This window comes from Streptomyces sp. NPDC005004 (genome assembly GCF_053600675.1).
Genome location: NZ_JBSGAH010000040.1, coordinates 1 through 11,449 on the forward strand (window position 1 = coordinate 1; position 11,449 = coordinate 11,449).

The 11,449-nt window shown below is 69.7% G+C and carries 11 protein-coding genes; 7 read left to right on the forward strand and 4 right to left on the reverse strand.

Annotated elements, in window-relative coordinates; genetic code table 11:
• Window positions 1–328 precede the first annotated feature (328 nt).
• From ACWEEU_RS30335 to ACWEEU_RS30350, 4 genes are read left to right on the forward strand one after another with little or no spacing between them, the layout of a single operon-like run.
• Entirely contained in the window at window positions 329–1,879 is a 1,551-nt protein-coding gene (locus ACWEEU_RS30335; RefSeq protein WP_451736842.1) for a site-specific integrase, read from the forward strand.
• The gene (locus ACWEEU_RS30340) at window positions 1,876–3,609 is read left to right on the forward strand and encodes a hypothetical protein (protein WP_451736845.1); all 1,734 of its coding nucleotides are present in this window, start codon (window positions 1,876–1,878) and stop codon (window positions 3,607–3,609) included. Before ACWEEU_RS30335 ends, ACWEEU_RS30340 begins: the two co-directional genes overlap by 4 nt.
• Window positions 3,606–5,747, forward strand: coding sequence for an integrase (locus ACWEEU_RS30345; protein WP_451736848.1), 2,142 nt, complete (start codon window positions 3,606–3,608; stop codon window positions 5,745–5,747). The genes ACWEEU_RS30340 and ACWEEU_RS30345 overlap by 4 nt, the downstream gene beginning before the upstream one ends.
• Window positions 5,744–6,151, forward strand: a complete 408-nt coding sequence (locus tag ACWEEU_RS30350) for a hypothetical protein (protein WP_451736850.1) — start codon at window positions 5,744–5,746, stop codon at window positions 6,149–6,151. The genes ACWEEU_RS30345 and ACWEEU_RS30350 overlap by 4 nt, the downstream gene beginning before the upstream one ends.
• Before the next feature lie 77 nt (window positions 6,152–6,228).
• Here the strand turns inward: ACWEEU_RS30350 and trxB are convergent, their stop codons facing one another.
• From trxB to ACWEEU_RS30365, 3 genes are read right to left on the reverse strand one after another with little or no spacing between them, the layout of a single operon-like run.
• Entirely contained in the window at window positions 6,229–7,212 is a 984-nt protein-coding gene (gene trxB / locus ACWEEU_RS30355) for a thioredoxin-disulfide reductase (RefSeq protein ID WP_451736859.1), read from the reverse strand.
• Window positions 7,213–7,217: 5 nt separating this feature from the next.
• Entirely contained in the window at window positions 7,218–7,637 is a 420-nt protein-coding gene (locus ACWEEU_RS30360; protein ID WP_451736852.1) for an arsenate reductase ArsC, read from the reverse strand.
• 46 nt (window positions 7,638–7,683) lie between these two features.
• Complete coding sequence (locus ACWEEU_RS30365; protein ID WP_451736853.1) at window positions 7,684–8,319, reverse strand: arsenate-mycothiol transferase ArsC; 636 nt, start codon at window positions 8,317–8,319, stop codon at window positions 7,684–7,686.
• 75 nt (window positions 8,320–8,394) lie between these two features.
• On the opposite strand from ACWEEU_RS30365, the gene ACWEEU_RS30370 reads away from it, so the two are divergent.
• The 3 genes from ACWEEU_RS30370 to ACWEEU_RS30380 are packed head-to-tail and all read left to right on the forward strand — an operon-like array spanning window position 8,395 to window position 10,858.
• On the forward strand, window positions 8,395–8,703 hold the full coding sequence (locus ACWEEU_RS30370; RefSeq protein ID WP_363011862.1) for an ArsR/SmtB family transcription factor: 309 nt from the start codon (window positions 8,395–8,397) through the stop codon (window positions 8,701–8,703).
• The gene (arsB, locus tag ACWEEU_RS30375; RefSeq protein WP_451736854.1) at window positions 8,700–9,797 is read left to right on the forward strand and encodes an ACR3 family arsenite efflux transporter; all 1,098 of its coding nucleotides are present in this window, start codon (window positions 8,700–8,702) and stop codon (window positions 9,795–9,797) included. Before ACWEEU_RS30370 ends, arsB begins: the two co-directional genes overlap by 4 nt.
• Window positions 9,794–10,858: an ArsO family NAD(P)H-dependent flavin-containing monooxygenase gene (locus ACWEEU_RS30380; RefSeq protein WP_451736855.1), complete on the forward strand. Its 1,065-nt coding sequence runs from the start codon at window positions 9,794–9,796 to the stop codon at window positions 10,856–10,858. The genes arsB and ACWEEU_RS30380 overlap by 4 nt, the downstream gene beginning before the upstream one ends.
• Window positions 10,859–10,936: 78 nt before the next feature.
• On the opposite strand, the gene ACWEEU_RS30385 is transcribed toward ACWEEU_RS30380, so the two are convergent.
• Window positions 10,937–11,449 (reverse strand): STAS domain-containing protein (locus tag ACWEEU_RS30385; protein ID WP_451736857.1); only part of this gene is annotated, 513 nt, incomplete at its 5' end.

An 11,449-nucleotide genomic window follows, 5' to 3' on the forward strand; every position in this document is an offset into this window, starting at 1 on the left:
TTCTTCGCGGCGGCGGACCTCGCATCGAGGTGGCCGAGCTTCTCGTGTTCTGCGCTCCAGTTCACCGCCAGGGGTGAATTGCCCCTCCAAGGGAGGCGCGAAATTTCGAACACCAGCATGGATTGCTCTGGGGCGCCACACTGGCCTCGCACCTGCTCGTCGTGTTGAAGGAGATCTCGCAGTGACCGAATCGACCACCGCTCCCGAGCTGCGGACGGGCCGCTGCCAGTGCGGTTACATCGCGTACGGGGTGACAGGCGTACCGGACGATCCGCATTTGTGTTTCCCTGATGATTGAGTGAGTTCAAGGGGCTCACAGGGGTGGCAGATGGACGAGTGGTGGCTGGTGTTCGTGCCGGATCCGGAGCGGTGGGGGCCGCTGCCGGAGGAGGGAGTGCTGGGGGTCCACGACTTGCCGGCAACAGTGGCCGCGGTGGGGCTTCAGCCGGGCGATCCGGTTCTTGTACGGCCTGATTTCGTCGTCGATCCCGAGCTGCTGGAATTCGCGCTCTCCGCAGAATTCCATTCGCTGGAGCGGGAAACTCGGCGGAATTACGCGCTGGATATCCGACTGTTGCTGACTTGGTTGTGGCGACGTGGGATTCCGTGGCGACAGGCGACCGAGAGCGACTTGCGCGCGTACAGGGAATTTCGGTGCGAGTCGCCACTCAACCCGAGCCGAATCAGCGGGACGAAGTGGGATCGGGAAGCGTCGGCTTTCACACGGCTCTACCGGTGGGCGAAGGTCACGCCGCTGCCGGTGGACAGCCAGCGCCGGGTGGACCGCGCCGCGGACGCCCGCAGCTCGCGGGTGTCGTGGCTGACACCGCGAACGTGGGGCCTCTGGCAGGACGTGGGTCTTCGCGGCTTCGGTCCCGGCGGGACACCGGTGCCGGGCTGGGACGGGCGGACCGAGCTGCGGAACACCTCGTTCGTCGGGTTCACACTCAGCTCGGGGCTGCGGCGGCAGGAGTCCGGCGCCATCTTGACGTTCGAGGTGCCGTCCCGCCCACTGCGCTCGGGCCGCTACTGCCACGGGCAGATGGCCCGAGCGCTGTCACGGTCGAAGCGAGACCGGACCTTCTACGCGTCGGTCGACTCACTGCGCCAGGTCAGCGCCTACGCGGAGTCGGAGAGGGCCTGGGCGGTCGTACGGGCGCAAGCCCAGGGGCGGTACGAGAAGTTGCCGCTGATGCGGCTGGTCACGAAGGTCACGACGGGCCGTACCCCGACGGTCCACTGGGTCGACCGCGACGGCGTTCCAGGGCGACATGACCTGAGCCTGCTCGACTGGCGCGAGCGGCAGTGGCTGTTCGTCGAGGGACCGCAGGGCCCGGAGCCGGCGTGGCTGTGGCTGACCGAGCAGGGCATGCCCATGCTGCCGGACCGCTGGAACACCGTGTTCCGGCAGGCCAACCAACGCTGCGAACAGGCTCTGCTGACCCCGGAAGAACGAGAGACGCCCCGGCTGCTCCGGGTCGCGGAGATCCGCGGGAAGGTCCCGTACGCGACACCCCACTCCATGCGGCACTCGATGGCGCTCTACATGTTGATCCTGCTCAACGAGTTGATGGACAAGAAGTACGGGCTCACCGCCGCGGACCGGCGCGACTTCGCCCAGCTCTATGGCGACCCGTGGTGGCTGGTCAAGACCCTGCTGGGGCACAAGGACGTTGAGACGACGAAGGAGCACTACCTCCGCCCGGTCATGCATCTGCAGCTGGAGTCGATCCTCGCCTTCGACACCGAGGACGAGCACGGTGAGATGGATGAGACGAAGGACCTGAACGGTCTGTTCGCCCGGCTGGCCCGGGAGACCTCCGGCATCCAGGACATCGAGCGGTTGGTCGAGGCCCGGCCCGTCGCGGCGGCATCGTGAGCGGGCGGGGCCGCCGGGCGGTCCTGCCGCCGCCGGACTTCCAGGCAACCGAGCGGATAGCCGCCGACGGGCTGCGGGTCACCGTGCTGAACAAGGAAGGCTTCAAGCGCGTCTTCGACTTCGCCGCGATCACCGTGCCCCAGCCGATGCGCTCCTCCCTCGCGCGAGCGTTCGCCGCGCAGTCCATGGGGTGGAACAGCCACGCGAGCGGTGAGTCGTACTGGCGGTCCATCGAGATCTTCGCCCGGTTCCTCAAGGCGCAGGGCCACCCGGCCGACGATCTCGGCGACCTCACCTCGGCCACGCTCCGGCTCTGGCGCAACAACCACATGGACACTCCTGGCGGGCGCGAGGCCCTGGCCAAGATACGAACGCTGCTGAAACGCGAGCCGCAGCTGGCGCAGGGTCTGGCCGCCGAGGAACTGGCCCGCCCGGTTCCGAAGAAGGGCAAGCCCTCCAAGCAGTCCTACCGGCCATCGGAGCGCGACCAGGTGCTGCTGGCCGCCGAACGGCAGTTCCGTACCGCGCTGCTGCGGATCCGGGAGAACACCGCGCTGCTCGCCCGCTACCGGTCGGGCGCACTGGACCCGGACAGCCGTAACTGGAGGATCGGGGCGGTCCTCGAGTGCGTCGCCACCACGGGCGAACTGCCCGGGTACCCGGACAAAGAGGGGAAGGTCTACACCCGAGCCGAAGGACTGCTGCGCGGAAAGAACGGCGGGAAGACGACCGGCCGGCTGTTCCTGAGCCGGGCGGAGCTGACGGCCTTGGCCGTGATGATGACGGACCGCTATGGCTGGAATCTGTCGGTCTATGACCGTCTGCACGTGCCCGTCACCACCCCGTCCGCAGGAGAGAGGGCCACGGTCACTTACGAGGTCCTGGTGGAGAAGCGCCGCTCGGGCGAGGGCCGCTGGTTCGACACGGAGAACTACACCGACTCCGGCGCGGACTCGCCCGGGCGGCTCATCACCCAGGCCCTGGAAGCCACGCAGCACGGGCGAGCCCTGGCCGCTGCCCTGTCACCCGGCCACGACCTGCTGATGGTCGCGCGCAACCGGCGCCGCACCGACGTGGACTCCAACCTGGACCGGCCCCGGAATGTCGGCCCGCTGTGCTTCGGGGTGTCCAAGGCCGACGCGCGAGTATGGGCGAGAAGTCACAAGATCGGCTCGCCCTTCCAGCGCGCCCGCAGGACCACCATCACCACCACGGGCAAGCCACTGCAGCACAAACGCGGCACCCATGAGAGCGTCTACGTCCTGCCCGACGAGAACGTCCAGGAGGCCGCGGTCGACGTGATCGCTGCCGGCGCCAAGGAAGCCCTCGAACAGGCCCGCGATTACACCTTCAGAGGGCGGCTCACGGACGCGGCCGATGCGACCCACCAGGAGACCGCGACCGCGGACTGCGCGGACGAGGAGACCAGCCCCTGGCCGGACCCGAGCGGGGGCTGCGGCGCCGACTTCCTGCTCTGCCTGTCCTGCGAGAACGCCCGGGTCCACACCGGCCACCACCCGCGCCTCGCGCTCCTGCGCCGGCAGCTGATATCGCTCCGTTCCAGCTGGCCGGAGAAGCTCTGGCGAAAGCGGTGGGACGAGCTCCTCCAACGGCTCGATGACCTGCGGACGAAGGTCAACGAGAGCACCTGGGACGCCGCTCTGGCCCGGATCACCGACCGCGACCACATGATCGTCGACCACCTGCTCAAGGGAGACCTCGCTCCGTGACGACAGCTCTGACGCTCGAGGCCGATCCCTACATCCTTCCTCTGCCGGGGCCGGAAAGCCCGGTGGTCCTGGACCGGTGGATCAGCGCCGGCAACGCCCACCCCAACTCCCGCTACAGCGATGACGTCTGGTCGATGGGACCGCTGATCGACAATCCCGGGGACAGCATCCACAAGATCAATCTGTGGAGGTGCCCCGCCTCCCTGCGCAGCGAGCTCAGGCTCCTCGTCTGGATCCTGATCAACGGCGAGCTGCGCCCCACCTACGTACAGGAACGGGGCTTTCAGAACCGGGGACGCGACGGTGCGACCAACATGCGCGACAACATCCTGCAGTGGTTGAAGTTCGCGCGCTGGCTCGACCGGCAAGAGGTGTCCCGGCTCAGCGACTGCACCGTGGAGCACTGGAAGGCGTACGCCGCCAAGTGCACCAGCGGCTGCTCGCGCGATCATGCCCAGACGATTCTGCGCTGGCTCTCGGACCTGTGGGCCTTCGACCAGCTGTCCCTCAGCCCCTGCGGCATTACGCAGCCGCCCTGGGAGAGTGAGGGCATCGACGACTACCTGCCGGCCGCCACCGGGAAGGCAGGCGGGGAGAACAAGACCGAGCCGCTGGACCCGACCGTGATCGGCCCCTTGCTGACCTGGTCGATCCGCCTGGTCGAGGACTTCTCCGACGACATCCTGGCCGCCTGGGACGAGCGCCGCCGCATGCACGCCCGCGTGAAGGCCACCCCGAGCACCCGAGGGGGCCTGGCAGCCGTCAAGAACTATCTGCAGCCACTGCTCGACTCCGGGGCCCTCCTACCCGCCACCGTGAGCCGAAAGCACGGCATCACCCTGGCCCACCACTACGTCGCCGCGGTCACGGGAGCCAGTTGGAACCAGGTCCACGACTTCGCCTTTCGACGCGGGCTGCGTGCTCTCGTCGCCCGGCGGCCCGGCCCCAGCCCGATGCAGGTGCCGGTGACGGGCCGGATCGAGGGTCGGCCCTGGCGCGAGTTCATGGACTACGAGGAGACGCCGATTCTGGTACGGCACCTGGCCACGGCCGCCGCCATCGTGATCCTGTACTTGACCGGGATGCGCCCCCAGGAGGCCCAATCGTTGCGGTCCGGCTGCTGCCCCGATCCGGAACCCAACGAGGACGGTTCCACGCCGCGGCACCTGATCCGAGCCCATCACTACAAGAACGTCCGCGACTCCGACGGCCACCACATCTCCGCTGGTGAGGAGCGTGCCGTCCCCTGGGTCGCGATCACCCCTGTCGTGAACGCCATCCGCATCCTGGAGCGCCTCGTTCCGAAGGGCGAGCTGTTGTTCAGCTCCACCCACCACGACATCATCGGGCAGCGCAAGCACCACGGCGCGCTGAAGCGCGCCAGCCTCGGCCGCCGGGTCGAGAGTCTCGTGTCATGGATCAACCAGGAGGCCACCGCCCAGGGCCTGCCCGCCCAGGCGGTGCCGGAGGACCCGCACGGCAATCTGGGACTGAGCCGTCTGCGCAGAACCTTGGCCTGGCACATCGCCCGCCGCCCCGGCGGTCTGGTCGCCCTCGCCATCCAGTACGGGCACATGCGCACCGCCCTGGACGCCCGCACCTCCACCGGCTACGGCAGTCGCGAGCGCCGGGGGTTTCACGGGGAGCTCGACGTCGAGACCGCACTCGCCGCGGCGCAGACCGCAGCCCGGCTGCGCGACGCCGCAGCGGCCGGCGAGAAGATCTCCGGTCCCGCTGCTCGGCGGGCTCTCATCGGAGCCGCTTCAATCCCCGGCTTCGAAGGCGCCCTGACCACCCCGAAGGCCGCCGCCAAGTTCCTCGCGCGCGACGGCCTCGTCCTCTTCGACAATCCGAACGCGTTCCTCATCTGCGCCTTCAAGCGCGACACCGCCCTGTGCGACCCGGACCCCGGGGCGACGGCACCCAACCAGTTCGCCTGCCAGCTCGGCTGCGGCAACGCGGTCCGCACCGACAGCCACGCGCGGGCGGCACGAGAGTACGCTGATCGGCTCGATGCGAAGGCAGCCCTCGTGCCACAGCCCTTGGGTGACCGGTTTCGCCGAACAGCCGGCCGCTTCCGTGCACTCGCCGACGCGCACGACGCCGCCGCCCAGCCCGCCGAGGAGGCCATCGCATGAACCAGCAGTACGAGGACGAACGCTCCCGCATCCGCGCGGCCATGGACCGTCTCCTGGCCGGCCAGCCCACCTGCTCCAACGGCAGCCTCACCGCGGTCGCGCTCGCCGCAGAGGCCGGTGTCCACCGCATGGCTCTGCAAAAGCGCCACGCCGACCTCAAGGAGGAGTTCTACGCGCGGGTGCGTATAGAGACGCACCAGACGCCGGAAGTCGAAACGCGGCTTCGCAAAGAGGTCGTCCGCCTGAAGGAAGCCCTCAAGGACTCCCGGACTGCCGAGGCTGCCTCCCGGCATCGAGCGGAGCAGATGGCCCTCGCAGCAGCCGTCCTCATCCTCCGGCGACCCGGCCACCACGACCAGCCTGTCCCCGACAACGTCATCCCGCTCCGCCCCTCTAGCGATTAAGGAGAGCATGCCGTCACCGGTTGCCGAGCTCGAGGGGCCGCCCGGAGCTTCCGGACGGCCCCGCCTGCGAGTACCGCTCAGGCCGGGACGGCAGCGGTTGCCGGCTCAGTTTCGGCTGTGCCGCGGGCGGCGAGGTAGCGCTCGGCGTCCAGGGCCGCCGCCGCGCCGGTGCCGGCGGCGGTGATGGCCTGGCGGTAGGTGTGGTCGACGACGTCGCCGGCGGCGAACACCCCGGGCAGGCTCGTACGCGTCGACGGGGAGGCCACCTGGATGTAGCCCTCGCTGTCCAGCTCGAGCTGGCGGGCGAACAGCTCTGTGCGCGGGTCGTGGCCGATGGCGATGAACAGGCCCGTCACGTCCAGTGCGCGGGTGGCGCCGGTGAAGACATCGCGCAGGACGACGCCGCCGAGCATGCCGTTCGTCTCCTTGATCTCGGCGATCTCGCTGTCGAACGCGAAGGAGATCTTGTCGTCGGCGAACGCCCGGTCCTGCATGACCTTGGAGGCGCGCAGGGTGGAGCGGCGGTGGACGACGGTGACCGAGCGGGCGAAGCGGGTGAGGAAGGTGGCCTCCTCCATGGCGGTGTCGCCGCCGCCGACCACGACGATGTCGCGATCGCGGAAGAAGAACCCGTCGCAGGTCGCGCACCAGGACACCCCGCGGCCTGACAGCGCGTCCTCCTTCGGCAGGCCGAGCTTGCGGTAGCCGGAGCCCGTGGCGATGATCACCGTCTTCGCGCGGTGGACGGTGCCCGCGGAGTCGGTGAGGAGCTTGATGTCGCCGGTGAGGTCGACCTCGACGATGTCGTCGTCGATCATCTCGGCGCCGAACTTCTCGGCCTGGGCCCGCATGTTCTCCATCAGGACCGGGCCGTCGACGCCCTCGGGGAAGCCGGGGAAGTTCTCGACCTCGGTCGTGGTGGTCAGCGAGCCGCCGACGAAGATGGAGCTGCCGAAGAGCAGGGGCTTGAGCTGGGCGCGGGCGGTGTAGAGGGCGGCGGTGTATCCGGCGGGGCCGGAGCCGATGATGACGACCTCGCGCACCTGGTCGGGCTGGGTCACGGTGTTCACGCCTCCTGCTTCGCGTCGATCTCGGCGATGAGGGCCTCGATGCGGGTCTTGATCTCGTCGCGGATGGGGCGGACGGCGTCGACGCCCTTGCCGGCGGGGTCTTCGAGGGCCCAGTCGAGGTACTTCTTGCCGGGGAAGATCGGGCAGGCGTCGCCGCAGCCCATGGTGATGACGTAGTCGGACGCCTGGACGGCTTCGGTGGTGAGGATCTTCGGCGTGGCAGCGGAGATGTCGATGCCGGCCTCGGCCATCGCCTCGACGGCTGCGGGGTTGACCTGGTCGCCGGGGATGGAGCCGGCGGAGCGGACCTCGATGCGGTCGCCCGCGAGGTGCTGGAGGAATCCGGCGGCCATCTGCGAGCGGCCGGCGTTGTGGACGCAGACGAACAGCACGGAGGCGAGCGGGGCGGAGGACATGCGTTCTTCCTTCACAAGGTGAGTGGCAGGTGATGCAGAGGGGGGTTCAGGTGCTCGGCAGGCCGGCGAGCAGGTCGGTGATGCGGCGGTCGATGTCGTCGCGGATGGCGCGGACGACTGCGATCGGGGCGCCGTCGGGATCGGCCACGGGCCAGTCCAGGTAGCGGCGGCCGGGCACGACGGGGCAGGCGTCGCCGCAGCCCATGGTGATCACGATGTCCGCCGCGCGCACGACCTCGTCGGTCAGCGGCTTGGGGAACGCGCCTGCCACATCGGCGCCGGCCTCGGTGAGGACCTGGGCGATGTGCGGCTCGATCCCGGGCCCGGGGTGGGTGCCCGCGGAGGAGACGGTGACCCGGCCGTCCGCCCGGTGCTGAAGGAGGGCGGCGGCGATCTGGGAGCGGCCGGCGTTGTGGCTGCACACGAACAGCACCCGCGCCAGGCCCGAGCCCGGCGCGCCCTGGACGTGGGCGAGCGCGTCAAGGCGTTCGGCGGTGAAGCGCTCGGCCAGCACGACCAGGTGCGTGGTCACCGAGGCGGGCCCGGCCAGGCGCCGGTAGGAGTCGGTGAGCAGGCGCTGGACGGTCTCGGCCGAGAAGCGGCCGGCGTGCCGGGCGGCGAGCCGGGCGGCGCCGGCGGCCAGGCGTTCGTCGGGCAGGGCGGGAGTGGGAGCGGCGGACATGGAAAGACCCCTTCGACGGGCCTACGAATCAGCCCCGGCTGGTATCAGCACCGGGTGATGTGACAGTATCAGTCCATGATGACGTCAGTCGACACTGACCTGATCCGGGTGCTGGCCGACCCCCTCAGGCTCCAGATCGTGACCCTGCTCGCCCGCGAGACGCTGTGCACCACCCACCTGGTGGAGGAGACCGGCGCCCGGCAGACCAACCTCTCCAACCACCTGAGAGTCCTGCGCGAGGCCGGGGTCGTCGAGACCGAGCCGTGCGGACGCTTCACCTACTACAAGCTCCGCGCGGACGTCATCGCATCGCTTGCCGGGCAGTTCGCCGACCTGGCCGAACAGGCCCGTACCGCCGCCGACAACAAGAGGGCCTGCCCGTGACCCGCACCGAAGCGCCCGCGACGACCCGGGAAGCATCCGTCGTCGCCAAGCTCTCCACGCTCGACCGCTACCTCGCCGTGTGGATCCTCATCGCCATGGCCGTCGGCCTCGGCCTCGGGCGGCTGATCCCGGGACTGAACGACGCGCTGGCCAAGGTGGAGATCGGCGGCATCTCCCTGCCGATCGCGCTCGGCCTGCTGATCATGATGTACCCGGTCCTGGCCAAGGTCCGCTACGACAAGCTCGACGCCGTCACCGGCGACCGCAAGTTGATGATCTCCTCCCTTGTCATCAACTGGGTTCTGGGACCGGCGGTGATGTTCGCCCTGGCGTGGATCTTCCTGCCGGACCTGCCCGAGTACCGCACCGGCCTGATCATCGTGGGCCTGGCCCGCTGCATCGCCATGGTCATCATCTGGAACGACCTCGCGTGCGGCGACCGCGAGGCCGCCGCCGTCCTCGTCGCGCTGAACTCCGTCTTCCAGGTCCTGGCGTTCGGACTGCTGGGCTGGTTCTACCTCGACCTGCTGCCCGGCTGGCTGGGCCTCGGTAACGGCGAGCACCTGGACATCTCCATGTGGAAGATCGCGCTCAACGTCGTCATCTTCCTCGGCATCCCGCTCGCCGCCGGGTTCCTCACCCGCCGCCTGGGCGAGAAGAAGCTCGGCCGCGCCGGCTACGAGGCGAAGTTCCTGCCGAAGATCGGCCCGTGGGCGCTGTACGGGCTGCTGTTCACGATCGTCATCCTCTTCGCACTGCAGGGGAAGACGATCACCTCGCAGCCTTGGGACGTCGCCCGGATCGCGCTGCCGCTGCTGGTGTACTTCTCGGTCATGTTCTTCGGCACCTTCCTCCTGGGCAAGGGCCTGGGCCTGGCCTACGACCGCACCACGACCTTGGCGTTCACGGCGGCGGGCAACAACTTCGAGCTGGCCATCGCGGTCGCCATCGCCACCTTCGGCGTCACCTCCGGCCAGGCCCTGTCCGGCGTCGTCGGCCCGCTCATCGAAGTCCCGGTCCTGATCGGCCTGGTCTACGTCGCGCTCGCCTGGCGAGCCAAGTTCGCCCCGGGCGCGGTGACGACGGCTCCGTGACGCAGCACACGGATGTGGTGGTGGTTGGCGGCGGCCAGGCAGGGCTGGCCGCCGGCTACCACCTGCGCCGCCAAGGTCTCGACTTCGTGATCCTGGACGCGGAGACGGCGCCGGGCGGGTCCTGGCAGCACATGTGGGAGTCCCTGCACCTGTTCTCCCCGGCCGAGCACTCCTCGCTGCCCGGCCGGCTCATGCCCGTCCAGACGGGCGAGACCTACCCGGACGCCGGGCATGTGGTGGACTACCTCACCGACTACGAGAAGCGCTACGACCTGCCCGTCCAACACGGCGCCCGCGTGAACGCCGTACGCCCAGGCGGCGAGAGGCTCCTGGTCGAGGCGGACACCGGCACCTGGCGGGCCCGCGCGGTCATCAGCGCCACCGGCACCTGGACGCGGCCCTTCATTCCCGCCGTGCCCGGCCGCGAGGTGTTCACCGGCCGCCAGCTGCACACCGTGGACTACCGCAGTCCGGCCGACTTCGCCGGGCAGCGTGTCGTCGTGGTCGGCGGCGGCAACTCCGGCGCCCAGATCGCCGCCGACCTCGCCCTGGACGAACACGTCGAGGTGACCTGGGTGACCCAGCGCCCGCCGCGGTTCCTCCCCGACGACATCGACGGCCGCGCGCTGTTCGATGTCGCCACCGCCCGCCGCCGCGCCCTCGACGCAGGCCGCAGCGACACCGGCGGGGTCGCCTCGCTCGGCGACATCGTCGCCGTACCCCCGGTTCGCGCCGCCCGTGACGCCGGCCTCCTGACCGCGAAGCCGATGTTCTCCCGGCTCACCGCCGACGGCGCCTGGTCGGCCGACGGCAGCCACACCGGCGCGGACGCGGTCATCTGGTGCACCGGCTTCCGCCCGGCCCTGTCCCACCTGGCACCGCTGAACCTGCGCGGTCCGCGCGGCCACATCCCCACCGACGGCACACGCGCCCTCGCCGAGCCGCGGCTGCACCTGCTCGGCTACGGCGACTGGACCGGCCCGGCGTCGGCCACCCTGATCGGCGTCGGCCGCACCGCCCGGGACACTGCCGGAAAGATCGCACATCTTCTGCGCAGCTAGCCGCTGCTCGAAACGGCCGCCGGGTCGGTGCCCACACCCCAGGGTGGACACCGACCCGGCACGGTTGTCTCGGTCGCGTCAGTGGCTGGCAGCGAGTTCGCCGCTGAGCTTGCCGTGCAACTGGGCGCTGGGGTCGTTCAGTCCGGTGATCTCGACGCTCTTGCCGCGCTGCTTGTACTTGGTCTCGATGGCGTCGAGGGCGGCGACGGAGGAGGCGTCCCAGATGTGGGCCTCGGACAGGTCGATGACGATCCGTTCGGGGTCGCCGTTGTAGTCGAACTGGCCGACGAGGTCGTTGGAGGAGGCGAAGAACAGCTCACCGGTGACCCGGTAGACGACCGTGGTGCCGTCGGGATCGAGGACGCTGTGCACGCGGGCGAGGTGGGCGACGCGCTTGGCGAAGATGACCATGGCGGTGATGGAGCCGACGACGACGCCGATGGCGAGGTTGTCGGTGGCGACCACCACGATCACGGTGATGGCCATGACGGCGATTTCCCCAGCGGGCATCCGCTTCAGCGTCTTGGGCGCGATGGAGTGCCAGTCGAAGGTCGCGAAGGACACCATGATCATGACGGCGACGAGGGCGGC

What these genes read in the sequence shown, in the direction of transcription:
- ACWEEU_RS30335 (WP_451736842.1), top strand. Translation starts at nt 329, where the DNA reads ATGGACGAGTGGTGGCTGGTGTTCGTGCCGGATCCGGAGCGGTGGGGG.
- ACWEEU_RS30350 (WP_451736850.1), top strand. Translation starts at nt 5,744, where the DNA reads ATGAACCAGCAGTACGAGGACGAACGCTCCCGCATCCGCGCGGCCATG.
- ACWEEU_RS30360 (WP_451736852.1), bottom strand. Translation starts at nt 7,637, where the DNA reads ATGTCCTCCGCCCCGCTCGCCTCCGTGCTGTTCGTCTGCGTCCACAAC.
- ACWEEU_RS30365 (WP_451736853.1), bottom strand. Translation starts at nt 8,319, where the DNA reads ATGTCCGCCGCTCCCACTCCCGCCCTGCCCGACGAACGCCTGGCCGCC.
- ACWEEU_RS30370 (WP_363011862.1), top strand. Translation starts at nt 8,395, where the DNA reads ATGATGACGTCAGTCGACACTGACCTGATCCGGGTGCTGGCCGACCCC.